Genomic DNA, 26165 nt, shown 5'->3' with positions numbered 1-26165 from the left:
GTGGACAGGGACCACCGGTGACGACGCGGCTGCGGTTCGACGGCTGGATCCTCGGGACCGGCACCACCTCGGGCACCCGGATCGTGCTCGGGCACTGGCCGTCCTCGCCGCTGGGGGCGTTCTCCGACGTCATGGTGCAGCGGCCCGATGGGCACCGGGTGCTGCTCGCGCCGAGCGGACAGGTCGCCGAGTTCGTCGGGTCGACCTACGCCTTCGACGAGGTGCGGCTGGTGGACGTGGTGGTGACCCACCACGGCGCGGCCTGGACGGTGCACGCCGGCCCGCTGGCGATGTCGGTCCGGGTCGGCCGCCGGCCCGGGCTGGGCCGGCTGCTGCGTGCGGTGCCCGCGCCGCTGGCCCGGCGGCCCGGCTGGGTCGGGCTGCTCGACCGGCCGGCGCGGCTGTTGACCGGGCTGCGCACCACGGGGTCGGCCGGCAACGGGCGCACCGAGTGGTACGGCGTGCAGGACCTGCACACCCTGGCCGCGGTCGACGCGACGTGGGACGGCGAGCCGCTGGGCGCGGTGTCGCCGGTGCGGCCGCCGGTCACCTTCGGGTTCGGTTCGGTGCCCCCGCGGCCGTCGGTGGTGCGGGTGACGACGACGGTGCAGGTGCCTTGAGCAGGTCCTCCTGCCGTCCGGTCCCGGGGGAGCGGGACCGGACGGCGGGTGGTCAGCGGCGGCTGCCGCGGGCGGTGATCGACGCCAGGGCCGGGTCGACCTGCAGGTCCTCGTCCACCTGGATGACGACGTGCTCGTTGTCGTCGGGCACGCCGGCGGTGCGCCCGGCCGAGCCCGGGTAGTTGTTGTCGTTGCCGACGATGATGTGGTGGTCGTCGAGCACGGCGATCTGCTCGATGGTGACGAACGGGAAGGTGGCGAAGGTGCCCTTCGGGCCGGCCACGCCCTGCGGGTCGGGCATGGCCATCAGGTTCACCAGCAGCCGCTTGTCGGCGTAGCCGTCCCGGTCGATGTCCCGGGTGTCGATCAGGTAGACGGCCTTGAGCTGCGAGGCCGGGCCCTGCGCGTTGTCCCGCTCCAGGATGAGGAAGCGGTTCTGGTCCAGCGCGACCATGTCGCCGAGGGCGTCGCCCGGGACCTCGAACCGCACCTTGGCCTTCAGACCGGTGTACGTGCCGCGCCGGGTGTCGAAGCTGTACATGCGGCGGGTGGCCGGGTCGTCGCCGGCGACGGCGCCCTCGAGCATCGGGTAGAGCGTGTGGCCGTCGACCCCGAGGGCCATGCCCTCGAAGCCCTTGCTGCCGCCCAGCGTCGGGGCCGCGCCGCCCAGGTCCCATGCCTCGGGGGCACGGACGCCGTCGGGCTGGACCGGTGCCGAGAGCACCCGGCCCTGCGCATCGACGTGCACCAGGCTGGGGCCGAACTCCTCACCGATCCAGAAGGTGCCGTCGGGCATCCGCTGGAACGACTCGGGGTCGAGGTCGGCGCCGGTGAGCCGGCGGTCGCTGCGGGTCAGCGGGAAGGGCAGCTTGCGGTCGGGGTCGGAGAGGCTGAACCCGCCCTCGAGCACCGTCGTCTGCTGGGTGGTGGTGTCGATGTGCACGCGGATGACGCGGAGCAGGAAGTCGCCGCTGTTGGCCTTGGTGCCGTAGCCGTTGTCCTCCAGAACCAGCCAGTCCGCGCCGTCCCGGAGCAGGCCGGAGAAGCCCTGGATCGGCTGGGCGGCGAACGGCGGGGTGACGCCGTTGGCGGGGTTGGCCAGCGCGCCGGAGGGGACCTGCTCCCCGAAGGTGGCCGACGGCAGGACCGAGCGGCCGACCAGCTCGGCCTGCTGCGTGCCGTTGCCCTGGGGCACGGTGGGGGCGGGGCCGGCGAGAGCCGGGACGGCGACGGCGGCGAGCAGGCCGGCGGTGGTGAGGGTCAGAGCGGCACGGCGGGATGGACGGCGCACGGGGTCTCCCTGGATCGGGCGGCGGGGGTGGGGCCCGCTGACCGTGCCGGGGTGAGACGGACGGGGCCCGGCGTCCCTGTGACCGTCCCGTGATGAGCCCGTGAACGCGCCAGGTCGCGGTGCGGCTCAGCCGCCGATGACCACGTTCCAGGGCCGGATGGTCCACCCGGTCACCAGGCCGTGCACGACGTAGGGGTCGGCCTCGACGAACCGCTCGACGACCTCGCGGGGTGCGGTCCACACCAGCAGCGCCCGGTCGAAGGGGTCCGGCAGCGCGCCGGCGAGCAGCAGCTCACCCCGCTCGTGGGCAGCCCGGGCCAGGCCGAGATGGTCGTCCCGCAGGGCCGCCCGGCGCTCCAGGTAGTCCTCGGCCAGCGTGTACTCCAGCAGCAGGTGCATGCCGGCCACCCTCACACACCCGGCGGTTGCCGGCGCCGCGCGCGGGGCACCACGGGCGGACGAGCCGCCCCAGGAGGCACCATGCGCGCGATGACGTACCGAGGCCCGTACAAGCTGCGGGTCGAGGAGAAGGACCGCCCCCGGATCGAGCACCCGAACGACGCGATCGTCCGGGTGACGCTGGCCGCGATCTGCGGCTCCGACCTGCACCTCTACCACGGGTTGATGCCGGACACCCGGATCGGCCACACCTTCGGCCACGAGTTCATCGGCGTCGTCGACGAGGTGGGCCCGTCGGTGCAGCACCTGCAGGTCGGCGACCGGGTGATGGTGCCGTTCAACGTCTTCTGCGGCTCGTGCTGGTTCTGCGCCCGCGGCCTCTACTCCAACTGCCACAACGTGAACCCGAACGCGACCGCGGTCGGGGGCATCTACGGCTACTCACACACCACCGGCGGCTACGACGGCGGCCAGGCGGAGTACGTGCGGGTGCCCTTCGCCGACGTCGGGCCGGTGCTGATCCCGGAGTGGATGCACGACGAGGACGCGGTGCTGCTCACCGACGCCGCCGCGACCGGGTACTTCGGGGCGCAGCTGGGCGAGATCGTCGAGGGCGACACCGTGGTGGTCCTGGGCGCCGGGCCGGTGGGCCTGATCGCCGCCCAGTCCTCGTGGCTGATGGGCGCCGGCCGGGTCATCGTCGTCGACCACCTCACCGAGCGGCTGGCCAAGGCCCGGGAGATGGCCCACGCCGAGACGCTGGACTACGACGAACTGGACGACGTCGTGGTCGAGCTGAAGCAGCAGACCGACTTCCTCGGCGCCGACGTCGTCATCGACGCGGTGGGGGCGGAGGCCGACGGCAACGCCCTCCAGCAGTTCACCGGGCCCAAGCTCAAGCTGCAGGGCGGGTCGGCCACCGCGCTGAACTGGGCGATCGACGCCGCACGCAAGGGCGGCACCATCGCGGTGGTGGGCGCCTACGGCCCGATCCCGAACGCGGTCAAGTTCGGCGACGCGATGAACAAGGGCCTGACCCTGCGGATGAACCAGACCCCGGTGAAGCGGCAGTGGCCCCGGATGTTCGAGCACGTGCGCAACGGTCACCTGACCCCGCGGCAGATGGTCACCCACCGGTTCCCGCTGGAGGACATCGCCGAGGCGTACCACGTCTTCTCCGCCAAGCTCGACGGCTGCATCAAGCCGCTCGTCGTGCCGAACGCGAACTGAGGGAGCACCACGATGACCGAGCCCGACATCCCCAGTGCCTACGTCCGGGACAGGCGCACCCCGCCCCCCAGCCGGGAGGAGCTGCGTGCCCGCATCCCCGGCTGGGGCGTCGACCTCGATCCCGCCGACCGGCCGTCGTCCCCGAAGCTGCAGTACTCCGCCGACACCGGTGCCCACTGGGACTTCCCGGACCGGCAGCCGGGGTCCGCCGGGCGGGAGCGCTCGGTCGAGCACGCGTTCGTGACCCCGGTGTTCGGCACCGCACAACCACTGCACGGCCCGTCCGGGGCGATCCGGCGGCTGGCCTACGAGCGGTTCAGCGAGGCGCGGCTGGCGCACTGGCTGCTGCTGGTCGCCGGTGACCGGGTCGACGCCTGGGGCAGCCACCTGCGGTCCTTCGGCTCCACCCGACCGGACGTGCCGGCGACCGGAGTGCACACCGAGGTGTCGCACGGCGGCCTGCGCTCCCGTGCCGGGCGCTCCGACCGGCGCCACCACCTGGTGGACCCGCTGCTGGTGGCCGGCCCGTGGGTGGCCGGGGCCGGCGTCGGCGCAGTGGTCGTCCGACGGCTGGCCCGGGCGCTGCGCCGCTGATCCGCCGACGGACGGGCCCGTCGGTCGGCAGGCCCGTGCCGACGAGGCGGGCACCGGCCCGCACGGCCCTCGGGTCCTCACCCGGGACCCGGTCGCCGCGACCGGCATGGGCGTGCTCAGCGGTACGTGGGCGGTGGCCGGCTTCACCACGCTGACCATCCCGCCGGGCAGCACCAGCCCAGGGCTAGGGGTGCTGCTGGTGGTCGCCGGCATCGCGATGCTGGTGCCCGCTGCCGCCGCCATCAAGAGCAAGGTCATGCCCGCGCTGGTGATGACCGTCGCGGGCACGCGGTTCATCACGACCGGCGTGTACGAGATGACCGGCTCGGCCGCCTGGGAGGCCGTGGCCGGATGGGTCGGCATCCTGCTGGCCGCGGTGGCCTTCTACACCGCGCTGGCCCTCGAGTTGGAGGGGGCGCAGGAGAGCACGGTGCTGCCGGTCGGTCGGCGGGGTCCCGGTCGGGCCGCGATGGACGGCGACGGGCCGCTGGAGCCTGCGTCCCTGGCCGAGGAGGCCGGCGTCCGTCCGCAGCTGTGACGCCGGCGCACGGTCAGGTGGTGGGTGAGGCCGTCGGGGTGAGCAGGGGCTGGTAGTCGGTGGCTGAGAGGGGGCGGGAGGTCAGCTCACCCGAGGGAAGGGGGGCCTCGACCGGCTGCCCGGCCCGGGTGAGCAGGACCTCCTCGACCTCCGGCAGGCTGGTCGCCGTCAGCACGATCTGGGCCACCGCCCGGCGGCTCTCCTGCCCGGCCGGCGCCTCGGCGTCCCCACCCAGCTCGATCGTCACCGTCCCGTCTGACAGCTCGTCCACCGACAGCGACGTCTCCGGCCGCAGCGCGGTGGACAGCCGGTCGGTCAGCTCACGGGTCGTCGGACCGGTCGCCAGGTCGTCGAGCAGCTGGTCGAGCCGTTCCGACAGCGCCCCGGAGCTGAGCGACCGGCCGCGCGGGACCAGGGCACCGTCCTCGGCCACGAGGTAGACGCGCGGCTCGTCGATCCGCGCGGACGCAGAGGGGGCGCCGGTGGCCGTCGGGCTGGGGGAGCCGAGGTCGTAGGGCACCTGCGAGGTGGGGATCGGCTCGGGCGCGCCGCCGGTCGGGACGCCGCAGGCCGCCAGCGTGCCGGCCAGCAGCAGCGCGCCGGGCCAGCGCAGCGGGCCGGACCGATGCAGGGTGCGGACCCGGCTCACTGCGCTGCGCCGGGGAGGGAGAGGGTGAAGCGCGCGCCGCCGAACGGGCTCTCGGAGCACCAGGCGCCGCCGCCGTGCCCGGTCGCGGTCTCCTCCACGATCGCCAGCCCCAGACCGGCGCCGGGCAGCGAGCCCCGGGCCGCCCGCGGGCCCCGGGCGAACCGCTCGAACACCCGCTCCCGCTCGACGAGGGGCACACCGGGGCCGGCGTCGTCGACCATCACGACCACCGAGCCCTCCCGACGCTCCACCAGCACCGCCGCCGCCCCGCCGGCGTGCCGGTCGGCGTTGTCCAGCAGGTTGGTCACCGCCCGTTCCAGCCGGTTCTTGTCACCCTGCACGACCGTCTCCTCGTCCGGGTCGGCGGAGAGCACGACCTCCGGCCCGCCGCGGTGCGCCAGGACCTCGCGGACGAGCGCGGACAGCGAGACGGGCTCGTCCAGCGCCGTCACCGGGTCCCCGTCCACCCGGGCCAGCTCCAGCAGGTCGTCCAGCATCCGGCGGAACCGGCCGAGCTCCCCCTGGATGAGCGTCAGCGCCTGCTGGCCGCGTGGGGAGAGCTCCTCGCGGCGCGCACCCAGCACCTCGACGCTGGTGACCAGGCTGGTCAGCGGACTGCGCAGCTCGTGGCTGACGTCGCCGACGAACCGGGTGTCCCGCTCGATCCGGGAGGCCAGCGCATCGACCATGCTGTTGAAGCTCGCGACGATGGCCAGCAGATCGGGGTCCTCCGTGGGCGGTAGCCGGATGTCCAGCTCACCCCCGGCGATCCGGGTCGCCGCCCCGGCGACCTGCTCCAGCGGCTGGACGACGCGCCGGCTCGCCCAGGCCCCGAACAGCGCCCCGGCCGCGGTGGCGGTCGCCGCGCCGGCGCCCAGGACCGCGGCCAGCGTGCGCAGCGCGGTCTGCAGCTCGACCAGCGGGGCGACCTCGTAGAACTCGATACCCGCCGCGGCGATCGGGATGCCGATCACCAGGTGCGGTCCGGTCGGGCTGCTGACCCGGGTGGTGCTGGCCGTCCCCGAGGCCACCAGCTCCTGCAACGGACCCGGGACGTCGCGGGCGCCGACGTCCAGCCGTGAGGAGTACCAGGCGCCGCCGCTGCGCACCACGACGTCAGCGCCACCGGAGGGGACGAGGTCGTCGAGCTCGTCACCGACCTCGCTGCCCGCCGTGGAGAGCCGGCTGGCCAGCACGTTGGCGTCGGCGAACGCCTGCCGGGTGGCGGCGCTCTCCCGCTGGTCCAGCAGGTAGCTGCGGGCGAGCGCGAAGGTGGTGGTCACCAGGACGGCGGAGACCAGCAGCGCGCCGACGGCGAAGGCGAGCACGATCCGCGCCCGCAGCCGTCTCGGCGCGAGCGCCAGCCTCACTGCGGGTCCAGCCGGTAGCCCAGGCCCCGCACGGTCACCACGAGCGTCGGTGCGCCCGGGTCCCGCTCCACCTTCGTCCGGAGCCGGCGCACGTGCACGTCCACCAGCCGCTCGTCGCCGAAGAACCCGTGCTCCCACACCCGCTCCAGCAGCGCCTGCCGGCTGAGCACCCGGCCGGGGGAGGCGGCGAGCTCGCACAGCAGCCGGAACTCGGTCAGGGTCAGGTGCAGCTGCTCGGTGCCGCGGTGCACCGTGCCGCGGTCCGGCCGGAGGACCAGCGGTGCCGCCGGGTCACCGTCGAGCACCAGTTCCTGCGGTCGCTCGTCCGCACCCGAGCTGGCGCCGATCCGGCGACGCAGAGCGCGCAGCCGGGCGGTGATCTCCTTGACCTGGAACGGCTTGGTCACGTAGTCGTCGGCGCCGGCCTCGAGCGCGGCGACGATGTCGTGCGTGTCGGCCCGGGCGCTGACCACCACGATCGGCAGGTCGTTGGCGCGGCGGACCTCGCGGATGACGGCGTAACCGTCCATGGCGCCGAGCATCAGGTCGACGATCATCAGGTCGGGCGCGGCGATCGCCACCTGCCGGCAGGCATCCTCGCCGCTGGCCGCCTCGGCGACCTCGTAGCCCTCGTCCTCGAGGGCCCAGCGCAGGGGCATGCGGATGTGGTCGTCGTCCTCGACCAGCAGCAGACGCGGCGACACGCGGCCCATGCTGCCATCGCCGCGGTGCGCGCCCCGAACCGGTCGGGGACCCGTCACACGATCGCAAACCAACGAGCGGGGGATCGCAAGGTGCGACACCCATCCTCGGAGGGGTCCACCCGACCACGCAGAGCCGCGGGGAGCACTGCCGATGACCGCCACCGCCGTCCACCGTCCACCGACGGGCTCGGACGCCGCACCCGCGCGTCCCGGCCGGGACGGGCAGGTGGTCGTGCGGCTCTCCGACGACCTGCTGGCCGACGGGCTCGCCGACCTGCGCTGGCTGCTGCACGACGCGCTGCTGTCCGGTGCGCGCCGGCTGGTCGTGGACCTCACCGACGTCCGGCAGCTGTCCAGCACGGCGGTGGCCAGCTTCCTGTGGGCGCACCGGACCTGCCGGGCCCGCGGCGGCGCCGTCGTCCTGCGCGGGGTGAACCGGCGCACCGAGGACCTCCTGCACCGCACGGGTCTGTGGCGGGTCATGCAGCTGGAGGACCCGGCCGAGCACCCCGGGCACTGACCGCGTCGGTCCCTGCCGTCGCGGGACGGCGACGTGCGGGAGACTCCCGGCATGCGGACTTCGGACTCGCGGCGGGGCGGGTTGCTGAGCCGGCTGGCCGGCAAGCTGCGGGGTGCACTGTGGCCCATCCCGGCGCTGGGCGTCCTGCTGGCCATCGTCCTGGGGACCACGCTCCCGGAGCTCGACCAGCACTGGGCGACCGGGCGGCACCCGCTGGCCTTCGCCTTCGGTGGCGGCGCCTCGGCCGCGCGGGACCTGCTGGCCGCGATCGCCGGCTCGCTCATCTCGGTGACCGGCGTGACCTTCTCGCTCACCGTCGTCGCGCTGCAGCTGAGCAGCAGCCAGTACACGCCGCGGCTGCTCCAGACGTTCGTCACCGACCGTGTCGTACAGCTGACCCTGGCCCAGTTGGTGCTGACCTTCGTCTACGCCCTCACCGTGCTGCGGACCGTGCGGGCCGAGAGCGCCACCGAGGACGACAGCGCGTTCGTGCCCCGGCTGTCGATCACGGTGGCCTACCTGTTGACGTTGGGCAGTGTGCTGGGGCTGGTGCTCTTCCTGGGCCACCTGTCCCGGCTGCTGCGGGTCGAGACGATGTTGCGGGACGTGCACGACGAGGCCACCCAGACCATCGCGCGGGAGCTCGACGACCCGGGGGAAGCCGACCGCGAGGCGGTGGGCCCGCGCGGCGGCGGTCAGCCGCTTCCCCTGGTGGCGCGCTCCAGCGGCTTCCTGACCGGCGTCGACGAACGGGTGGCCGTCGCCGCGGCCCGCGAAGCCGGTGTGACCGTCGAGCTGGCCGTGCGGATCGGTGACTCCGTCGTCGAGGGGACACCGGTGGCCCATGCCTGGGCGCTGGCACCCGGGGGCGCCCCGGACACCGCACCCCTGGAGGCGGCGCTGCACCGCAGCTTCCAGCTGCACTACGAGCGCACGCCCGACCAGGACCTCGCCTACGGACTGCGCAAGGTCGTCGACATCTGTGTCCGCGCGCTGTCCCCGGGAACCAACGACCCGACCACCGCGGTGCATGCCCTCTCGCACGCCTCGTCGCTGCTGGGGCGGTTCGCGGACTGCCCCGTGCCGCCCCGCACCTGCCGGGACGAGGAGGAGCGCATCCGGCTGGTGGTGCCGCCGTGGCAGCTGCCGGAGCTGCTGCAGTTGGCCGTCGAGGAGCCGTTGCAGTTCGCCGAGGGCCAGCCCACGGTGCTCCGCCGGCTGGCGGGGCTGTTGCGGGAGTTCGCCTGGCGGGCCCAGGGCCGCGGCGTCGACGACCTGGTGTGCCGGTACGTCGACGCGGTGGCCGAGCGGGCGCTGGAGTCCACCAGCGTCCCCGAGTCCGAGACCCGGGCCTGGCGGCAGAAGGTGCGCCAGGCGCTGGCCGGGAGCTGGCCGGCCGAGGTGGGCTGACCGTCCCCGGCGTCAGCGGACGGCGGCCTCCCGCGGTGCGTTCCGGACGAGCAGTTCGTCACCGGAGGCCCGCATCGTCGTGCGCAGGTCGGAGAGGACGTGCAGACCGACGGCGTCGGCGGCCTGCACGTCGGCCAGGTCCAGGACCACGGTCGAGTGCCCGAGTCGGCGGAGGCCCTCGACGGTGCCCCGGAGCAGGTCGGCGCCCTGGGGGGTGAGGTGCCCGCTGACCCGGACCCGGCCGGTGTGGCCGTCGACCACCTCGGTGAGCGAGGGGCCGGGGAGCGGGTGCGGTGAGCGCTGGGCGGTCACGTCGTCCTCCGGGTGTGTCGGCATCGGGCTGGTCTGGAACGGGTCGCGGGGGCGGATGGCAGGCGACGCAGGGAGTGGTGGTGGCCACCGGACCCGCGCCGGGATCTGAGAGTGGCACCCGACCGGTGTGGCCGACAGGTCTGCGGGTGGACCGTCACGGACCCGTCACATTGCCGCCGTCGACCGGCGTCATCGAGGGGCGCCGGCCGGGGTGTTTCCGGCCGGGGCGGTCTGGCTACGGGGGGCGGGATCAGTCGGGCGCAGCTGCTGCGTCCCTGCGAACCCCACGGCTGGAGGGGAGCGGGCCGAGCGGGCGAACAGGACGAGGAGAGCGGCATGTGGTGGGACTCGTGGGCGGACCTGGGCCGGATCCTGGCGGTGGGGGCAGCGGCCTACGTCACCCTGGTGGTGGTGCTGCGTTTCTCCGGCAAGCGGACGCTGGCGAAGCTGAACGCCTACGACCTGGTCGTCACCGTCGCGCTCGGCTCGACCCTGGCCACGATCCTGCTGAGCTCCGACGTCTCCTGGGCCGAGGGCTTCACCGCACTGGCCCTGCTGGCCGCACTGCAGGCGTTGGTCGCCTGGGCCTCGGCCCGCTGGGGCGGGGTGCGCAGCGTCCTGACCGCGCGGCCGACGCTGCTGCTCCGCGAGGGGCGGCCGCTGCCGGGGCCCATGGAGGAGCAGCGGGTGACGGTCGACGAGATCCGGCAGGCCGTCCGGGCCACCGGCTCCGGCGACCTGGCCGACGTCGCCGCCGTGGTGCTGGAGACCGACGGCTCTTTCAGCGTCATCCCGCGGAGCAAGATCGGGAACTGGTCGGCGTTCGAGGGCGTCGCCGGTGCCGAGGCCGGCGCTGCGGGGGACGAGTCGGCCTGACCGCTGGGCGTCGGCGGGCCGTTTTGCGATCCTGTGACGGTTCTCCGGACACGCAGTGGCTGACCTACCGCGGAGGGAGTTCGTCACTCAGGGTGTGCGCATGGTCTCCGTCTGGATCCTCTCTCTGCACAACCTCCACTGCCCGGAGTGCGACACCCGGCTGATCGAGCGCGCCGGCCGGTTCGACGTGCCCGGCCGCCCGCGCCCGGTCCTCGTGGGAGAGGTCGGCACGCTGTGCTGCCGGGGTGGGCACCCGCTGCCCAGCCGGCACGAGCTGTACGCGCACCGGGAGCAGCGCGGCCACGCCCGGACGGCGACCGTCCGGGAGGTCGCACCCCCGACCTCCACTGACGTCCAGCTGGTGGCGGCCGGTGCGCCGCTGGCCGACGCGTGAGCCGGCGATGACCCTCTCGATCGCACCGGCGGGCCCGACCACCACCGACGGTGGGCGGCGGAGCGGGGGACGGCTGGGCGGTGCGCTCGCCGTCCTGCTGCGGTGTCCCGGCTGCACCTCCCGCGACCTGGTGGACGCCACGCAGCCGACCGAGGACCACAGTTGGTGGGCGACCATGCTGTGTCGCGCCTGCGGGCACGAGTGGATCGCCCGCTCCTGACCGTCCCCGGTCGGCGGCGTGCCCGGACGGTCAGCCCAGCGAGCTGATCAGCTCGCGGCAGGCCTGCTCACAGCGGCGGCAGGACTCCGCACAGACCCGGCAGTGCTCGTGCATCTCGGCGTGGCCGCTGCACTCGTCCCCGCACGCCTTGCAGGCGGCCGCGCATGCCTCGAGGACAGCCCGGGTGAGGTTGGCGTCGTACCCGGTGTGCCGGGACAGCACCCGCCCGGTGGCCTCGCAGACGTCGGCGCAGTCCAGGTTCGTCCGGATGCACGTCCGCAGGTCGGCGACCATGTCCTCGGCCAGGCAGGCGTCCGCGCACGCGGTGCAGGCCTGCGCACACTCCAGGCACGCCTCGATGCAGGCGATGAGCTTCTCCCGGTCGATGCCCCCGAGGTCCTGCGGGTACGTCTCCAGCATCTGTGCTGCTGCGGTCATGTCGCTTCCTCCCGGTCGTCCGGGCGGCCGGTTGCCGCCACTCGCTCCCCGCCGCCTACCCGCCACCGACGACGTGGTCACGTGCGTCATGAAGTCGTCATCCGGCACCGTCCGATGCCGCCGCAGGACCGTGGGCCCTGCACCGGCCACCGGCCCGGCCGCCTAGATTCGCTCCGGAGGCGTGCGTCGGAGCGCGCCGGCAACGACGACCCAGCCGCGTCGCCACGACCCGGCGGAGAGCACGAGGTACCGCGTGACCACGGACGCTGCGTCCGGCCCCATCCGGGTGTTCCTCCTCGACGACCACGAGATCGTCCGGCGCGGTGTCGCTGACGTGCTGGAGACCGACCCGGGCATCACCGTGGTGGGCGAGGCGAAGAACGCCGCCGAGGCACTGGCCCGGGTGCCGGCGCTCCGCCCGGACGTCGCCGTCCTGGACGTGCGGCTCCCCGACGGTGACGGCGTCTCGGTCTGCCGGGAGCTGCGGTCCCGGCTGCCCGACCTCAAGGCGGTCATGCTCACCAGCTACAGCGACGACGAGGCGCTGTTCGAGGCGATCATGGCCGGGGCCTCGGGCTACCTGCTCAAGCAGATCCTGGGGCAGGACCTGGTGAGCGCGGTGCGCACGGTGGCCGGTGGCGGGTCGCTGCTGGACCCGGCCGCGGCGGCCGCGGTCATGCAGCGGATGCGCCGGGCGGCCGAGCCCAGCGGCCCGCTGGCCAAGCTCAGCGACCAGGAGCGGACGGTGCTCGAGCTGATCGGGGAGGGGCTGACGAACCGGCAGATCGGCGAGCGGATGTTCCTGGCCGAGAAGACGGTGAAGAACTACGTCTCGCACCTGCTTGCCAAGCTGGGGCTGGAGCGGCGGACCCAGGCCGCGATCCTGGCGACCGAGCTCCGGGGATCGGGCCCCACCACGTCCCGGGGCTGACCCCGGCCGCCGGTCAGCCGGAGGCGCGCACCGGCAGCGGGGCGTGCCAGCGCACCAGCGTGCCGCCCTCGGGCAGCGGCTGGACGACGGACTCCCCGCCCCGCCGCCGCGCCCGCTCGGCCAGGTTGCGCAGACCGCTGCAGGCCACGGTCGGGTCGATGCCGCGGCCGTCGTCCCGGACCTCGACGACGACGGCGTCGGCGACGTCCAGGGTGACCGTCACGTGCCGGGCGCCGGCGTGCCGGGCGGCGTTGCTGACCCCCTCGCGGACCACCGCGGCCACGTCGACGGCCAGGTCGCCGGTCACCAGGCTGTCGACCGCACCGGACATCCGCACGGTCGACTGCAGGTCGTCGCCGGCGGTCTCGGTCACGATGTCGAGGACCTGCCGGCGCAGGCTCTCGGCGTGCTCGGTCCCGTCGGTGGTGTGCAGGTCGAAGATCGTCGTGCGGATGTCGCGGACCGTCTCGTCGAGCTGGTCGACGACCTGGCGCAGCCGCTGTCCGACGACGTCGTCGGACACCCGGGTGGCCGCGGCCTGCAGGCTGAGGCCGGCGGCGAACAGTCGCTGGATGACGTGGTCGTGCAGGTCGCGGGCGATCCGGTCCCGGTCGGCGTAGACGTCCAGCCGCCGGGCGACCTGCTGACGGGCCGCCATGTCCAGCGCCAGCGCCACCTGGTCGGCGAACTCGCTGATCAGCGGGCCGATGGTGGGGTCGAAACCGGGGCGCCCGCCGCGGCGGGCGGCGATCACCACGGCGGCCTGCGCGTCGGTGCTGGGCAGCGGCACACCGATCGCGGGGCCCCAGGGGGCGGCGTCGGGACCCGCGAGCGGGAAGCCGGTCAGGTCCACGGGGGTCAGCGCGCGCCGGCCGACGACCGTCTGCCGGGTGGGTGGGTCCGCGAGGTGCAGGCGGTGTCCGGTGACGTCGGCGAGCTCGGTGCCGGACTGCGCCTGGACCTCGTAGCCGCCGTCGACCGGGTCGGGGCCGGACAGCAACCAGGCGCCGTCGGCCGCGGTCAGGGCGGCGACCCGGTCGACGACCAGCTGCAGCGCCTGCTCCGGGGCCAGGCCCCCCAGCAGCGTGGAGCGGACGTCGCCGACCGCGGTCAGCCAGCGTCGGCGGACCTCGCCCTCCGCGTAGAGCCGGGCGTTGTCGACCGCGATGCCGGCGGCTCCGGCCAGGGCGACCAGCACCGCCTTGTCCTCGTTGGTGAACTGGCCACCCCCGTGCTTCTCGGTCATGTAGAGGTTGCCGAACACCGTGCCGCGGACCAGCACCGGCACGCCGAGGAAGGTGCGCATCGGGGGGTGCCCGGGCGGGAAGCCGACCGAGGACGGGTGCTCACCCAGGTCGGCGATGCGCAGCGGGTGCGGGTCGGTGATCAGCTGGCCGAGCACGCCCTTGCCCTCGGGCAGGTGCCCCATCCGGGCACGCTGCTCCTCGTCGATGCCGACGGTGATGAACTGGCCCAGGCCGCCTTCCGGGCGCAGCACGCCGAGGGCGCCGTACTCGGCGTCGACCAGCCGGGCGGCGGCCTCGACGATCTTGCGGAGCGTCGTGTCCAGGTCCAGCCCGGCCGAGACGCTGAGGAAGGCGTCCAGCAGGTCCTGCACCCGGGCGTGGCTGCTGGCCACCGTGGAGAGCCGGTCCTGCACCTCCTCGAGCAGCTCGGTGAGCCGCATCGCCGCCAGGGGGGAGTCGGCGTCGGTGGCGCCCGGTACGTCGCTCGACCGTGGTGTCGTCCCGTCCTCGCTCATCCCACCCAGCTTGGCATCCCCGCCCCGGCCGGCGACAGGCCCGCCGGGGCGGCCGGGACGGCGGCCGGCGCGGCAGTCGGCGCCGGGCGGAGCCCGATCCGCCGGCCGCGCACGAGCCGCACCTGCACACCGACGTAGCAGTGCGCTCCCGAGGGGACCCACGGGCCGACCCCCAGAGCGTCGAGACGACGCACCTCGGCCGGGTCGGCGATCAGCCGGGAGGGGCCGACCACGGTGACGTTCCACCCGGTGCGGGCATCGACGTCGACCTCGTCCACCTCGAACGCGACCACCGCACCCCGGCTGGCCGCAGCGACCGCACTGCCCGGGTGGGTGGGGACGTAGATCTCCCGGTCGCCCCGGACGAAGGTGACCGGCTGGACGGCGGGCAGCGCGCCCTCGGTGAAGGCGATCCTGCCGATCGCCGCGGTGTCCAGCAGGCGCAGGCACTCGGCCTCGTCCAGGGCCTGCGCGTCGCGTCCGTCGTCCAGGGTGTCCACCGGGCCTCCTCGGGGTCTGTGCTGAGACCGGCCCGCGGGGCCGCCGTTCCGCTCATCGTCCAGAGCCGGGTCGATCGGTGCCGGTGTCCTTGGTCCTCTCCTGAGGTCCTTGGTCCTCTCGGGTCCTCGGGCTCCATCGGAGTCGCCGGGTGCTGGGCGCCGCGGTCCTTGTGATCGGGACCACATGGTGGCTAGCCTGTGGCGGACTTCGAACGAAGCGCTCGATCATCGAGCTGCGGTCAAAGGAGACCTCATGGGACGAAGGACCGCGACGACGCGCACCGCCGCACTGCTGGCGGCGATGACCCTCAGCCTGGCGGCCTGCGCCGAGTCCGACGACGGCGGTGGTGGTGGCGGCGGGGGCAGCGCCGACGAGACGGGCCCGATCAAGATCGGTGCGGTCCTCGACATCACCGGCGCCGGGGCGTCGCTCGGGGTGCCCGAGCGCCAGGCCCTCGAGCTGCTCGCCGGGCAGCTGGAGGAGGAGGGCGGCATCGACGGCCGCGAGGTCGAGCTGATCATCGAGGACAACCAGTCCACCGAGGACGGCGCCGCCAAGGCGATGAACAAGCTGGTGAACGAGGACGAGGTCGACATCGTCCTGGGCGCCAGCCGCACCGGCCCCAGCCTGGCGATGCGGCCGATCGCGGAGTCCACCGAGACGCCGATGATCTCCCTGGCCGCGAACCAGGCGATCGTCGAGGACTCGGAGTGGGTCTTCAAGACCGCCCAGAACGACCGGGTCGTGATCGAGCGCATGATCGACTACATGGCCGAGCAGGGCTGGAGCACCATCGGCCTGGCCCGCGACGCCTCCGGCTTCGGTGAGGGCGTCGCCGAGATGTTCGACGAGATCGGCGCGGAGAAGGGCATCTCCGTCGTCGCGACGGAGAAGTTCGCCCCGGACGCCACCGACTTCACCGCGCAGATGGTGAACCTGCGCGACGCCGGTGCCGACGTCAACGTGATCTGGGGGATCCCGCCGGCCGCCGGTCTGGCGCAGCGGGCCTACGACCAGCTGGGCATCGAGACGCCGGTGATGCAGAGCCACGGCATCGGCAACCAGGTCTTCCTGGACACCGCCGGGGACGCCGCCGAGGGCATGGTCGCGCCGCTGGGCCGCCTCGTCGTCGCCGAGCAGCTGCCCGAGGACGACCCGCAGAAGGAGATCATCACCTCCTTCATCGACGACTACACCGCCGAGTACGGGGCCGGGCCCTCCACCTTCTCCGGGCACGCCTACGACGCCTGGCAGCTCGCCGTCGACGCCTTGAGCGAGGAGGGCACCGACCCCCAGGCCATCCGCGACCACCTGGAGAGCATCACCGACTTCACCGGCATCAGCGGGGTCTTCACGATGACCCCGGAGGACCACGCGGGGCTGTCGAAGGAGGCCCTCGCGCTGGTCACCGTGGAGAACGGTCAGTGGCAGCTCGTCCCGGACCAGGGCGACTGACGCCCGCCGTGGACGTCGTCGCCAGGTCCTGCAGGGGGCTGTTGCCCCCGGTCCAGCCGGTCGGCGGGTGCCCGGCGTACAGCGGTGAGGTGGTGGGTCGGTGACCGACCTGCTGCAGCTGCTGTTCGCCGGGCTCAGCCAGGGTGCGGTCTACGCACTCGTCGCCATCGGCTTCGTGGCGATCTTCACCGTCAGCGGGGTCATCAACCTGGCCCAGGGCGAGTTCGCCGCCCTGGCCGGTCTGGTGGCCATCTCCGCGGTGAGCAGCGGGCTCCCGCTGCTCGCCGCGGTGGTCCTCGCCGTGGTGTCGGTCGCCCTGGTCGCCGTGATCATGGAGCGGCTGGTCATCTTCCCGGTCAAGCGGATGACGACCCTGGTGTCGTTGATCCTCACGCTGGGTGTCTCCACCGGGCTCAAGGCCCTGATGCTGCTGGTCTACGGCCCGAACGCGGAGGGGCTGACCCCGCTGACCCCGGGCGGCTTCTCCGTCGCCGGGGTGAGCATCCGGTACCAGGAGCTGTGGATCCTGCTGATCGCCGGGATCGTCTCGCTGGCCGTCTACTGGTTCTACGAGCGCACCCTGGCCGGCAAGTCGCTGCGCGCCTGCGCGGAGCAGCCGGTGGCCGCCCGTCTGGTCGGCATCTCGCTGACCAAGGCCTCGCTGATCAGCTTCCTGATCGCCGGGACCGTGGGCGCGATCGCCGGGGTGCTGGCCAGCCCGATCTTCTTCACCAGCTGGGAGTCCGGGCTCACCCTCGGGCTCAAGGGCTTCGTCGCGGCCACCCTGGGCGGGCTGATCTCGGTGCGCGGTGCCGTGCTCGGTGGGCTCCTGCTGGGCGTGCTGGAGACGCTCACCGCCGGTTACATCAGCACCGGCCTGCGGGACGCGGTGGCGTTCCTGCTCCTGATCATCGTGCTCGTCGCCCGGCCCGCCGGGATCTTCGGGCGTTCTGCGGAAGCGAGGGTCTGACCCATGGTCGGTCGACCGGTCCGTCGACTGCCCCGCATCGGGGCCCGCAGCCGCCGCAGCCGCCGCGGCGACGTCATCGGCATCGCCGTCGTGGCGCTGCTGATGCTGGCGCTGCCCCTGGTCGCCTCCTCCAGCGTCATCAACGTCGGGGTGTACGCGCTCATCTACGCCCTCGCCGCGCTCGGGCTCTCGCTGCTGATGGGGCTGGCCGGCCAGGTCAGCCTGGGGCAGGCCGGCTTCTTCGCGATCGGGGCCTACACCCAGGCGGTGCTGGTCACCCGGTACGAGTGGAGCGGGCTGCCGGCGTCGGTCCTCGCGGTCGGGGTGACGATGCTGGCGGCGCTGCTGGTCGGGCTCCCGCTGCTGCGGCTGCGCGGCCACTACCTCGCCCTGGCCACCCTCGGTTTCGGCGTCATCGTCACCGTGCTGGCCACCGAGTCCGACTTCCTGGGCGCCACGTCGGGCATCTACGGCATCACCAAGCCGGAGATGAACGGCCGCACCTACAACTCGCCGACCGAGTACTACCTGCTGCTGGTCCCGGTCGTACTGCTGGGCCTGTGGCTGGCCCGCAACATCGTGGAGAGCCGCATCGGCCGTGCGCTGGGCGCGGTCAACGACTCGGAGGTGGCCGCGGAGTCCCTCGGCGTGGACACCTTCCGGCTGCGGGTGCAGGTCTTCGTGCTCTCGGCCGCCTACGCCAGCGTCGCCGGGACGGCGTTCGCCCACTGGCTCGGGGTGATCAACCCGAACGCGGCCAACTTCCCGCTGTCGGTGAAGTTCCTGCTGATGGCGGTCCTCGGCGGCGTGGGCAGCGTCTACGGCGCGGTCGTCGGGGCCTTCGCCGTGGAGGGGCTGGACGACGGGCTGCGCCGGCTGATCCCGGAGCTGCTGCCCGGCGCCGTCGGCGAGGTGCAGCTGATCGGTTTCGGCATCCTGCTCACCACGATCATGATCTTCCTGCCCGGTGGCCTGCACCAGCTGTGGACCGGGGCGCGGCGACGGATGGCCGGCAGCGCGCCCGAGCCGGACGGCGACGAGGAGGAGATCCACCTGGAGCCGGTGGCCGACGACGTGCCGCTGCTGGCGCGGGAGGGCCGGCCGGCCCCGGGCACGCCGTTGCTGGAGGTGCGCGGGCTGACCAAGCGCTTCGGTGGCGTCACCGCCGTCGACGACTTCGACCTCACCGTCTCGGCGGGGGAGATCGTGGCGCTGATCGGGCCCAACGGTGCCGGCAAGACCACCGCCTTCAACATGATCAGCGGTGCGGTCACCCCGACCGCGGGCGAGGTCACCATGGCCGGCACCCGGGTCGAGGGGCGCAAGCCGCACGTGTTCGCCCGCGCCGGGGCGACCCGCACGTTCCAGAACCTGCAGATCTTCACCTCGGCCACCGTGCTGGGCAACGTGATGGTCGGCCGCCACCTGCGCAGCCGCTCCGGGATGCTCGGGGCCGCGCTGGTGCTGCCGGCCCGGCGGGAGGAGCGCGCCGTCGAGGAGTCGGCGCGCGAGCTGCTGGAGCTGCTCGGCCTGGGGGAGGACGCCGACCGGCTCGCCGCCGACCTGCCCTTCGGCCGGCAGCGGCTGGTCGAGATCGCCCGGGCGCTGGCCCTGGACCCCGACCTGCTGCTCCTCGACGAGCCGATGGCCGGCCTGTCCGGCACCGAGCGGCGCGAGCTGGCCCGGTTGCTGCGTCGGCTCCGCGCCGGCGGCATGGCGATCGTGCTGGTCGAGCACGACGTGGAGGCGGTGCTCGCCCTCGCCGACCGGGTCGCCGTGCTGGAGGACGGCGTCCGCATCGCGCTGGGCACGCCCGACGAGGTGCGGCACGACCCGGCGGTGATCGCGGCCTACCTGGGCGTCGAGCCGGAGGACGGTGCCGCGGCCGCGGTCGCCGAGGCGGGCGCCCCGTGACCCGGCCGGACACGGACGGACCGGCCCACCCGGTCCCCGAGGAGGGACGGCCATGAGCCTGGAGGTCGGACGGCTGCACGCCGGCTACGGCCGGCTGGCGGTGCTGCACGGCATCGACCTGAGCGCGGGGGACGGCGAGCTGGTCGCGGTGATCGGCGCGAACGGTGCGGGCAAGACGACCCTGCTGCGGGCGCTGTCCGGGCTGCTGCCGGTCACCGACGGCACGGTGCACCTGGCCGGCACCGACGTCACCGGGTACGGGCCGGAGAAGCTGGCCCGCACCGGGCTGGCGCACGTGCCGGAGAACCGGCTGGTGTTCCCGTCGCTGAGCGTCGCCGACAACCTGGTGCTGGGTGGCTACACCCGGCGGCGGGGGCCGGCGGCCGCCCGCAAGGAGGCCCGCGACCGGGCGATGGCGCTGTTCCCGCGGCTGGAGCCGCGGCTGGAGCAGGCGGCCGGGACGCTGTCCGGCGGTGAGCAGCAGATGCTGGCGATCGCGCGGGGGCTGATGGCCCAGCCCCGGGTCCTGGTGCTGGACGAGCCCAGCGTCGGGCTGGCGCCGCGGCTGGTGGGGGAGATCTTCTCCGCCCTCGGCAAGCTCCGCGACGACGGGCTGACCCTGGTGGTCGTGGAGCAGAACGCCCGGGCCGCCTTCGCCGTCGCCGACCGGGTCTCGGTGATGGACCGCGGGCGGGTGGTGCTGGAGGGCGACCCCGCGGCGCTGTCGACCGACCCGCGGGTCTCCGGCGGCTTCCTGGGCGGTGGCTTCGCAGCCGACGCCGATGCCGACGTCGACGCCGATGGCGCCGCTGCTGCCGAGGCTCCCGGCGGGACCCCGGTGGCCCCCGGTTCGGGGAGCGGTGCGACCCGGGCGACCGAGCGGACGTGACGCCGGCGGAGATGGTCGCGCTGCTGCGGGTGCAGCGGCCGGAGCTGGACGGCGACCGGCGCCGGCTGGCCCGCTGCCACACGGTCGCGGACCTGCGGACGACGGCCCGCCGGCGGCTGCCGCGCGCGGTCTTCGACTACGTCGACGGCGCCGCCGAGGACGAGGTCACGATGCGCCGCAACCGCACCGCCTTCGACGAGTGGGAGCTCATGCCCTCGGTGCTCTGCGACGTCGGGGAGGTGGAGCTCGGCACCGAGGTGCTCGGTGCCCGCTCGGCCCTGCCGCTGGTGCTGGGCCCGACCGGGTTCACCCGGATGGTCCACCCGGACGGCGAGCTGGCGGTGGCCCGGGCGGCCGCGGCCCGTGGCATCCCGTACACCGCGGCCACCCTGGGCACGACGTCGCTCGAGGACATCGCCGCTGCGGGCAGCCCGCCGCAGTGGTTCCAGCTCTACGTCTGGCGGGACCGTGGGCTGTGCAAGGAGCTGATCAGCCGGGCCCGGGAGGCCGGGTACCGCGCGCTGGTGCTGACCGTGGACACCCCGGTGCCCGGTGCGCGGGAGCGCGACCTGCGCAACGGGCTGACCATCCCACCGGAGCTCGGCCTGCGCACGCTGGCCGACGGCGCCCGGCGGCCGCACTGGTGGTGGGGGCTGCTGCGTTCGGAGGCGGTCACCTTCGCCAACGTGCGGCACGTGGCCGGCGGGCCGCAGGCGGTGATGGAGTTCGTCGGCCGGCAGTTCGACCCGACCGTCACCTGGGACGACATCGCGTGGATGGTCGAGGCGTGGGGCGGGCCGTTCGTGGTGAAGGGCGTGCTGACCGCGGCCGACGCCCGGCGCGCCGCGGCGGCCGGGGTGGACGCCGTCGTGGTGTCCAACCACGGTGGCCGGCAGCTGGACCACGTCGGGGCGACGCTGACCGCGCTGAGCGAGGTCGTGGACGCCGTCGGCGCCGACCTCGAGGTGCTGGTCGACTCCGGCTTCCGGCGGGGAACCGACGTCGCCAAGGCGCTGGCGCTGGGCGCTCGTGCCGTGCTGCTGGGCCGACCGCAGCTCTACGGACTCGCCGTCGGCGGTCAGGCCGGGGTCGAGCGGGCGGTCGACCTGCTCGCCGCCGAGCTGCGCCGGGCGCTGCAGCTGCTCGGGGTCACCGACGTGGCGCAGCTCGACCGCTCGGTGCTGCGCCGCCGCTGAGCCGGGGCGCGGCCCGGGGGCAGCTCAGCGGGGCTGGGCTGCTGTGTCCCGGGCCGACCGCGCGGCCGGGCCGATCCGTTGCTCCAGCAGCTCCTCGGGCAGCACCACCTGCACCGTCGTCCCGCGGCCCAGCTCCCGGCCCTGGGCGTCGGTGGCCGTGCACGCGCAGGTCAGCCGGTTGCCCGAGACCTCCGTGCAGCGGGCCACCACCGTGACGGTGTCCCCGACCCAGCTGGGCCCCAGGTGCTCGACCGCCACCGACCGGCCGATCCCCGCCGAGCCGGGTGCGAGGTGCTGGAGCAGCAGCTTGCGGCCGGCCTCCTCGAAGTGCTTGGCCATGCTGTACGTCGCGTAGACCGGGTGTACGGGGCCCAGTTCGTCGAAGTGCACGGTGAGCTCGGGGGTGACGACGACCTCCAGCGTCGCGGTCGCCCCCACGGGGATGTCGAGCACAGGGACGTCGGGCACGGGCCCTCCTCGGGCAGCGGGGCCGGCGGGGACCGCGGGGGTCCCCGCCGGGCGGGTGGGCAGCGGGCGGCCGGTCACAGCCGGGGGATGGCCGACGCCGGGTCCTCGATCGCGTCGGCCACCGCCCGGATGAACCCCGACGCCGTCCCGCCGTCGCACACCCGGTGGTCGAAGACGAACGACATCTGGGTGATCTTCCGGACCACGATCTCGCCGTCCACCACCCACGGCCGGTCGAGGATGCGGCCGAAGCCGAGGATCGCCACCTGCGGGTGGTTGATGATCGCCGCGCTGCCGTCGACCCGGAACCCGCCGTAGTTGTTCAGCGTGAAGGTGCCGGCGCTGAGCTCCTCGGCGCTGGCGCGACCTTCGCGCGCCCGGGCGGTGAGCGCCCGGATCTCCCGGTCGAGCTGCTCGGTGGTCATCGTCTCCGCGCCCAGCACCGCCGGGACGACGAGCCCGCGGTCGCTCTGCACCGCCAGCCCCAGGTTGACCCGGTCCTGCTCGACGATCTCCTGGCGCTCGGTGTCCAGCCGGGAGTTGAGCACCGGGTACTGGCGCAGGCCGGCGACGACGAACCGGGCCAGGTAGGCCAGCAGCCCCGGCCCGGGGTCGCTCGCGGTGCGCGCGCTCTCCCGCAGCTCCACCAGCGGCGTGGCGTCCACGTCGACCCAGACGGTCGCCTCGGGGATCTCCGCCCGGCTGCGGGACAGCGCGGCCGACACCGCCCGGCGGAACCCGTTCAGCGGGATCCGACGCTCGCCGTCGACCGGGGCGGCGGACGGCGCCGGGGGCGCGGCCTCGACGGCGGCCGGTGCGGTGGAGGCCAGCTCCACGTGGGCGCGGGTGATCACCCCACCGCCGTTCGCCGCGGCCAGCCCGTGCAGGTCCACGCCCTTCTCCCGCGCCAGCCGGCGGACCAGCGGGGAGACGACCTGCGGCACCCCGCGACGGGCACCGGGCTCCTCGACGGCAGCGGCGGCGGGAGCGTCAGCGGGTGCGGCGGCCGGCGCAGGATCGGGGGCGGGGGTGGCGCTGGCCGGTGCGGGGTCCGTCTGTCGGGACGGCCGGGGGCGGCGCCGCCGTCCCGAGCCGGTGCTGACCGGCGTGCCGTAGCCGATCAGCACGTTGCCGGAGCCGGCCTGCTCCTCCTCCCGGTAGGCCTCGGCCTCGGGGGAGTCGGCGGCGCCGGGCTGGACCGGCGCGGCGGCCGGCTCGGGTGCCGACTCCGCCGCGGTCACGGTGATCAGCGGCTTGCCGGTCAGCACGGTCTCGCCCTCCGCGGCGTGCAGCGTGGCCACCCGCCCGGCGAACGGGGTGGGGACGTCGACCACCGACTTCGCCGTCTCGACCTCCACCACGATCTGGTCGACGGCCACGACGTCGCCCTCGGCCACCAGCCAGCGGACCACCTCGACGTCGGTGAGGCCCTCGCCCAGGTCGGGCAGCAGGAAGGTCTCCGCGCTCACGACAGGTCCCACTGCAGGTCGTCGACGGCGTCGAGCACCCGGTCGACCCCGGGCAGCTGGACGTGTTCGAGCTTGGGGGCCGGGAAGGGGATGTCGAAGCCGACGGCCCGGCGGACCGGTGCGGCCAGGGAGTGGAAGCAGCGCTCGGTGACCCGGGCGACGATCTCCGAGGCGACGCTGGCGAAGCCGGGGGCCTCGGCCACCACGACGGCGCGCCCGGTGGAGCGGACCGCGGCGCAGACCGTCTCGTCGTCGAACGGCACGATCGAGCGGAGGTCGACGACCTGCAGGCTGCGCCCCTCCTGGGCGGCGACCTCCGCGGCCTCCAGGGCGACCGGGACGGAGGGGCCGTAGGCGATCAGCGTGGCGTCGGTGCCCTCGCGGCGGACCATCGCCCGGCCGATGCCGGGCAGCTCGGCGCCGAGGTCGACCTCTTCCTTGGTCCAGTAGAGCTTCTTGGGCTCCATGAAGACCACCGGATCCGGCGAGGCGATGGCCGCGCGCAGCAGCCGGTGGGCGTCCGCGGCGTTGGCCGGGGTGACGACGTGCAGGCCGGGGGTGTGCGCGTAGTAGGCCTCGGAGGAGTCGCAGTGGTGCTCGACCCCGCCGATCCCGCCGGCGTAGGGGATCCGGATGACCATCGGCAGGGAGACCGCGCCGCGGGTGCGGTTGCGCATCTTGGCCACGTGGCTGGTGATCTGCTCGAACGCCGGATAGGCGAAGGCGTCGAACTGCATCTCCACCACCGGCCGCATGCCGTTCATCGCCATGCCGACGGCCATGCCGACGATGCCGGACTCGGCCAGCGGGGTGTCGAAGCAGCGGGTGTCGCCGAACTCGGCGGTGAGCCCGTCGGTGATCCGGAAGACCCCGCCCAGGGCGCCGACGTCCTCGCCGAAGACGACCACCGAGTCGTCCTCGGCCATCGACTCCCGCAGGGCGCGGTTCAGCGCCTGGGCCATGGTGAGCTTCTCGTGCCCGACGGTCCCCGTCGTCGCGGTGCTGGTCATCAGTGCTCGTCCTCTCGGCTCAGCTCGTCGGCCACGACGGCGGCCTGCTCGACCAGCTGCGGTGTCGGGGTGGCGTAGACGTGCGCGAACAGCTCGGCCGGCTCGGGCGTCGAGTCCTGGGCCAGCTCCGTGCGCATCCGGGCGGCGAGCTGGTCGGCGTCGGCGGTGACGGCGGCCAGCTGGGCGTCGTCGAGCAGGTCGTGCTGGCGCAGCCAGGTCTCCAGCCGGGCCAGCGGGTCGCGCTGCACCCAGCCCGCCACCTCGTCGTCCTGCCGGTAGCGCCGGGAGTCGTCGGCGTTGGTGTGCGGCTGCATCCGGTAGGTGTGCGCCTCGACGAGCTGCGGGCCCTCCCCGGCCCGGGCCCGCGCCATGGCGGCGCCGAGCACGGTGAGCAGGGCTGCGACGTCGTTGCCGTCCACCCGCTCGCCGGGCACCCCGTAGCCGATGCCCTTGTGCGCCAGGGAGGGGGCGACCGACTGCCGGGCGAGCGGCACCGAGATCGCGTACTGGTTGTTCTGCACCAGGAACACCACCGGCGCCCGGAACACCGCGGCGAAGTTCAGCGCCTCGTGGAAGTCGCCCTCGCTGGTCGCGCCGTCACCGCACAGCGCGAGCGCGACGGTCGGCTCGCCGCGCAGCCGGGCGGCGTGCGCGACGCCGACCGCGTGCAGCAGCTGGGTGGCCAGCGGGGTCGCCTGGGGCGCGACCTTGTACCGGTGGGGGTCGTAGCCGGAGTGCCAGGCCCCCTGCAGCGGCAGGAAGGCCTCGGCCACGTCGACGCCCCGGATCACCACGGCGGCGGTGTCCCGGTAGGTGGGGAAGAGCCAGTCGTCGTCGGAGAGCACCTGGGCGGCGGCCACCTGGCACGCCTCCTGCCCGTGCGACGAGGGGTAGACGGCGAGCCGGCCCTGGCGGGCGAGCGCGCCGGCCTGGTCGTTGATCCGGCGGGCGGTGGTCAACCCGGCGAAGGCGCGCAGCAGGGCGGCGTCGTCGGGCAGCTCGTGCGCGGCCTCGGCCACGGTCTGGCCGGTGGGGTCGATCAGCTCGACCGGGTGAGGTGACGGCAGGAGGAGATCCAGGTCACGTGTCATGGTGGGATCGTGGATCAGGCGTCATCTGCGCGCCAGGAGCTGGCCAGATGCGAGAGGACGTCGCGTCGAACCAGCTTGGATCGAGCCAGATGTCCAGCGCCCGACCGCGAAACACCCGGAGGAGAAGACACGTGGCCAGTGCCCTGGACGAGATCGACCGCCGCATCCTGGACGAGCTGACCGCCGACGGCCGGATGCCCATGCGGGCCCTGGCCGAGAAGCTGCACATCTCCCGGGCCAACGCCTACGCCCGGGTCGAGCGGCTGCGGACCTCCGGGGTGATCCGGGGGTTCTGTGTCGACGTCGACCCGGTCGCGGCCGGGCTGGGCACCTCGGCCTACGTCACGCTGAACACCCGGCAGGCCGACTGGCGGCACGTGCGGGAACGGCTGCGCGCCCTGCCGGGCATCGCGCACATCGGCCTGGTCGGCGGCGAGTTCGACGTCATCCTGCTGGTCCGCGCCCGGGACAACGCCGACCTGCGGCGGCTGGTTCTCGACGAGATCCAGGGCATGCCCGGCGTGCTGAGCTCGCGCACGCTGCTGGTGTTCGAGGAGCCGCCGCCGCTGGCCTGCGCCCGGGTCTGACGGACTGGCAGTCCTCCGGCGGTCGGTGGCTCGCCTGCCACTGGCCCTCTGCGGCCGACGGGGTCATCGTGGAGGCACGGCACCCCACCCGGGGCGCCGACCTGCTGGACGGGGGAGCCCGGTGGAGCTGGTCCTGTTCCTGGCCTTCGGCTTCCTGCTGTTCCGTGCCCTGGGTCGGGGCTCCCGGCCGGAGTCCCCGCCGGCCCGGCCGCGCACCGACACCTGGCTGGACGGGGTGGTCGACGCCGTGGTGCAGCTGGCCGGCGACGTCGGCCGCGGGGTGCGCACCCTGGCCCGGCTGGACGCCGCCAACCGGGAACGGCGCGGCCGGTCGCCCTGGAGCTGACCGGCCGGCCG

At 74.3% G+C, this 26165-nt stretch carries 30 protein-coding genes; 17 read left to right on the top strand and 13 right to left on the bottom strand.

What is annotated here, in order from left to right:
- Positions 1 to 17 precede the first annotated feature (17 nt).
- Positions 18 to 620, top strand: coding sequence for a hypothetical protein (locus O2V63_RS09305; protein WP_269167259.1), 603 nt, complete (start codon positions 18 to 20; stop codon positions 618 to 620).
- Between the two features lie 52 nt (positions 621 to 672).
- On the opposite strand, the gene O2V63_RS09300 is transcribed toward O2V63_RS09305, so the two are convergent.
- Positions 673 to 1911 (bottom strand): esterase-like activity of phytase family protein, encoded by a 1239-nt coding sequence (locus O2V63_RS09300; protein ID WP_269167258.1) that lies wholly within the window; start codon positions 1909 to 1911, stop codon positions 673 to 675.
- 126 nt (positions 1912 to 2037) lie between these two features.
- Positions 2038 to 2310, bottom strand: coding sequence for a YciI-like protein (locus O2V63_RS09295; protein ID WP_269167257.1), 273 nt, complete (start codon positions 2308 to 2310; stop codon positions 2038 to 2040).
- Between the two features lie 90 nt (positions 2311 to 2400).
- Here O2V63_RS09295 and O2V63_RS09290 point away from each other — a divergent pair, with 90 nt between their 5' ends.
- The 3 genes from O2V63_RS09290 to O2V63_RS09280 all read left to right on the top strand — a co-directional run bounded on the left by O2V63_RS09290 (position 2401) and on the right by O2V63_RS09280 (position 4672).
- The gene (locus O2V63_RS09290) at positions 2401 to 3540 is read left to right on the top strand and encodes a zinc-dependent alcohol dehydrogenase (protein WP_269167256.1); all 1140 of its coding nucleotides are present in this window, start codon (positions 2401 to 2403) and stop codon (positions 3538 to 3540) included.
- Positions 3541 to 3552: 12 nt separating this feature from the next.
- On the top strand, positions 3553 to 4134 hold the full coding sequence (locus tag O2V63_RS09285; RefSeq protein ID WP_269167255.1) for a hypothetical protein: 582 nt from the start codon (positions 3553 to 3555) through the stop codon (positions 4132 to 4134).
- A gap of 112 nt (positions 4135 to 4246) precedes the next feature.
- Complete coding sequence (locus O2V63_RS09280; protein WP_269167254.1) at positions 4247 to 4672, top strand: GPR1/FUN34/YaaH family transporter; 426 nt, start codon at positions 4247 to 4249, stop codon at positions 4670 to 4672.
- Between the two features lie 13 nt (positions 4673 to 4685).
- Here O2V63_RS09280 and O2V63_RS09275 read toward each other — a convergent pair whose 3' ends face one another.
- From O2V63_RS09275 to O2V63_RS09265, 3 genes are read right to left on the bottom strand one after another with little or no spacing between them, the layout of a single operon-like run.
- The gene (locus O2V63_RS09275) at positions 4686 to 5321 is read right to left on the bottom strand and encodes a GerMN domain-containing protein (protein WP_269167253.1); all 636 of its coding nucleotides are present in this window, start codon (positions 5319 to 5321) and stop codon (positions 4686 to 4688) included.
- A complete protein-coding gene (locus O2V63_RS09270) occupies positions 5318 to 6691 on the bottom strand; it encodes a sensor histidine kinase (RefSeq protein WP_269167252.1) in 1374 nt (457 codons plus the stop codon). The genes O2V63_RS09275 and O2V63_RS09270 overlap by 4 nt, the downstream gene beginning before the upstream one ends.
- The gene (locus O2V63_RS09265; protein WP_269167251.1) at positions 6688 to 7404 is read right to left on the bottom strand and encodes a response regulator transcription factor; all 717 of its coding nucleotides are present in this window, start codon (positions 7402 to 7404) and stop codon (positions 6688 to 6690) included. The genes O2V63_RS09270 and O2V63_RS09265 overlap by 4 nt, the downstream gene beginning before the upstream one ends.
- A gap of 142 nt (positions 7405 to 7546) precedes the next feature.
- Here O2V63_RS09265 and O2V63_RS09260 point away from each other — a divergent pair, with 142 nt between their 5' ends.
- Both O2V63_RS09260 and O2V63_RS09255 read left to right on the top strand, forming a co-directional pair.
- Entirely contained in the window at positions 7547 to 7915 is a 369-nt protein-coding gene (locus tag O2V63_RS09260) for an STAS domain-containing protein (RefSeq protein ID WP_269167250.1), read from the top strand.
- 51 nt (positions 7916 to 7966) lie between these two features.
- Positions 7967 to 9325, top strand: a complete 1359-nt coding sequence (locus O2V63_RS09255) for a DUF2254 domain-containing protein (RefSeq protein ID WP_269167249.1) — start codon at positions 7967 to 7969, stop codon at positions 9323 to 9325.
- A 12-nt stretch (positions 9326 to 9337) separates the two neighbouring features.
- On the opposite strand, the gene O2V63_RS09250 is transcribed toward O2V63_RS09255, so the two are convergent.
- The gene (locus O2V63_RS09250; protein WP_269167248.1) at positions 9338 to 9661 is read right to left on the bottom strand and encodes an STAS domain-containing protein; all 324 of its coding nucleotides are present in this window, start codon (positions 9659 to 9661) and stop codon (positions 9338 to 9340) included.
- Between the two features lie 312 nt (positions 9662 to 9973).
- On the opposite strand from O2V63_RS09250, the gene O2V63_RS09245 reads away from it, so the two are divergent.
- The 3 genes from O2V63_RS09245 to O2V63_RS09235 all read left to right on the top strand — a co-directional run bounded on the left by O2V63_RS09245 (position 9974) and on the right by O2V63_RS09235 (position 11127).
- On the top strand, positions 9974 to 10513 hold the full coding sequence (locus O2V63_RS09245; protein ID WP_269167247.1) for a DUF421 domain-containing protein: 540 nt from the start codon (positions 9974 to 9976) through the stop codon (positions 10511 to 10513).
- A gap of 100 nt (positions 10514 to 10613) precedes the next feature.
- Positions 10614 to 10907: a hypothetical protein gene (locus O2V63_RS09240; protein ID WP_269167246.1), complete on the top strand. Its 294-nt coding sequence runs from the start codon at positions 10614 to 10616 to the stop codon at positions 10905 to 10907.
- 7 nt (positions 10908 to 10914) lie between these two features.
- Positions 10915 to 11127: a hypothetical protein gene (locus O2V63_RS09235; RefSeq protein WP_269167245.1), complete on the top strand. Its 213-nt coding sequence runs from the start codon at positions 10915 to 10917 to the stop codon at positions 11125 to 11127.
- A 30-nt stretch (positions 11128 to 11157) separates the two neighbouring features.
- Here the strand turns inward: O2V63_RS09235 and O2V63_RS09230 are convergent, their stop codons facing one another.
- Positions 11158 to 11565: a four-helix bundle copper-binding protein gene (locus O2V63_RS09230; RefSeq protein ID WP_269167244.1), complete on the bottom strand. Its 408-nt coding sequence runs from the start codon at positions 11563 to 11565 to the stop codon at positions 11158 to 11160.
- Positions 11566 to 11818: 253 nt separating this feature from the next.
- Between O2V63_RS09230 and O2V63_RS09225 the strand changes: the two genes are divergently transcribed.
- Positions 11819 to 12496 (top strand): response regulator, encoded by a 678-nt coding sequence (locus tag O2V63_RS09225; protein ID WP_269167243.1) that lies wholly within the window; start codon positions 11819 to 11821, stop codon positions 12494 to 12496.
- 13 nt (positions 12497 to 12509) lie between these two features.
- Here the strand turns inward: O2V63_RS09225 and O2V63_RS09220 are convergent, their stop codons facing one another.
- A complete protein-coding gene (locus O2V63_RS09220) occupies positions 12510 to 14258 on the bottom strand; it encodes a sensor histidine kinase (protein WP_269167242.1) in 1749 nt (582 codons plus the stop codon).
- The gene (locus tag O2V63_RS09215; protein WP_269167241.1) at positions 14255 to 14758 is read right to left on the bottom strand and encodes a pyridoxamine 5'-phosphate oxidase family protein; all 504 of its coding nucleotides are present in this window, start codon (positions 14756 to 14758) and stop codon (positions 14255 to 14257) included. The genes O2V63_RS09220 and O2V63_RS09215 overlap by 4 nt, the downstream gene beginning before the upstream one ends.
- Positions 14759 to 15011: 253 nt before the next feature.
- Between O2V63_RS09215 and O2V63_RS09210 the strand changes: the two genes are divergently transcribed.
- The 5 genes from O2V63_RS09210 (at position 15012) to O2V63_RS09190 (ending at position 21183) form a co-directional block, all read left to right on the top strand.
- A complete protein-coding gene (locus tag O2V63_RS09210) occupies positions 15012 to 16214 on the top strand; it encodes an ABC transporter substrate-binding protein (RefSeq protein ID WP_269167240.1) in 1203 nt (400 codons plus the stop codon).
- 100 nt (positions 16215 to 16314) lie between these two features.
- On the top strand, positions 16315 to 17184 hold the full coding sequence (locus O2V63_RS09205; RefSeq protein WP_269167239.1) for a branched-chain amino acid ABC transporter permease: 870 nt from the start codon (positions 16315 to 16317) through the stop codon (positions 17182 to 17184).
- 3 nt (positions 17185 to 17187) lie between these two features.
- Complete coding sequence (locus tag O2V63_RS09200; protein WP_269167238.1) at positions 17188 to 19098, top strand: branched-chain amino acid ABC transporter ATP-binding protein/permease; 1911 nt, start codon at positions 17188 to 17190, stop codon at positions 19096 to 19098.
- A gap of 52 nt (positions 19099 to 19150) precedes the next feature.
- Positions 19151 to 19987, top strand: coding sequence for an ABC transporter ATP-binding protein (locus O2V63_RS09195; RefSeq protein ID WP_269167237.1), 837 nt, complete (start codon positions 19151 to 19153; stop codon positions 19985 to 19987).
- Positions 19984 to 21183, top strand: a complete 1200-nt coding sequence (locus tag O2V63_RS09190) for an alpha-hydroxy acid oxidase (protein WP_269167236.1) — start codon at positions 19984 to 19986, stop codon at positions 21181 to 21183. The genes O2V63_RS09195 and O2V63_RS09190 overlap by 4 nt, the downstream gene beginning before the upstream one ends.
- 24 nt (positions 21184 to 21207) lie before the next feature.
- Here the strand turns inward: O2V63_RS09190 and O2V63_RS09185 are convergent, their stop codons facing one another.
- From O2V63_RS09185 to pdhA, 4 genes are all read right to left on the bottom strand, one after another.
- Positions 21208 to 21651 carry a thioesterase family protein gene (locus O2V63_RS09185; protein ID WP_269167235.1) on the bottom strand — a complete coding sequence of 148 codons (444 nt, stop codon included), beginning with the start codon at positions 21649 to 21651 and terminating at the stop codon, positions 21208 to 21210.
- A 74-nt stretch (positions 21652 to 21725) separates the two neighbouring features.
- Positions 21726 to 23120, bottom strand: coding sequence for a dihydrolipoamide acetyltransferase family protein (locus tag O2V63_RS09180; protein ID WP_269167234.1), 1395 nt, complete (start codon positions 23118 to 23120; stop codon positions 21726 to 21728).
- Positions 23117 to 24130, bottom strand: a complete 1014-nt coding sequence (locus tag O2V63_RS09175; RefSeq protein WP_269167233.1) for an alpha-ketoacid dehydrogenase subunit beta — start codon at positions 24128 to 24130, stop codon at positions 23117 to 23119. The genes O2V63_RS09180 and O2V63_RS09175 overlap by 4 nt, the downstream gene beginning before the upstream one ends.
- Entirely contained in the window at positions 24130 to 25221 is a 1092-nt protein-coding gene (gene pdhA, locus O2V63_RS09170) for a pyruvate dehydrogenase (acetyl-transferring) E1 component subunit alpha (protein WP_269167232.1), read from the bottom strand. The genes O2V63_RS09175 and pdhA overlap by 1 nt, the downstream gene beginning before the upstream one ends.
- 131 nt (positions 25222 to 25352) lie before the next feature.
- Here pdhA and O2V63_RS09165 point away from each other — a divergent pair, with 131 nt between their 5' ends.
- Entirely contained in the window at positions 25353 to 25808 is a 456-nt protein-coding gene (locus O2V63_RS09165) for an Lrp/AsnC family transcriptional regulator (RefSeq protein ID WP_269167231.1), read from the top strand.
- A gap of 121 nt (positions 25809 to 25929) precedes the next feature.
- On the top strand, positions 25930 to 26154 hold the full coding sequence (locus O2V63_RS09160) for a hypothetical protein (RefSeq protein ID WP_269167230.1): 225 nt from the start codon (positions 25930 to 25932) through the stop codon (positions 26152 to 26154).
- Positions 26155 to 26165: the final 11 nt, after the last annotated feature.

The organism is Modestobacter sp. VKM Ac-2977, from assembly GCF_026968045.1.
In the GTDB taxonomy this organism is placed as follows: domain Bacteria; phylum Actinomycetota; class Actinomycetes; order Mycobacteriales; family Geodermatophilaceae; genus Modestobacter.
Note: the sequence above shows the minus strand (reverse complement) of the source record. Positions and strands in the feature narration are given on the sequence as shown.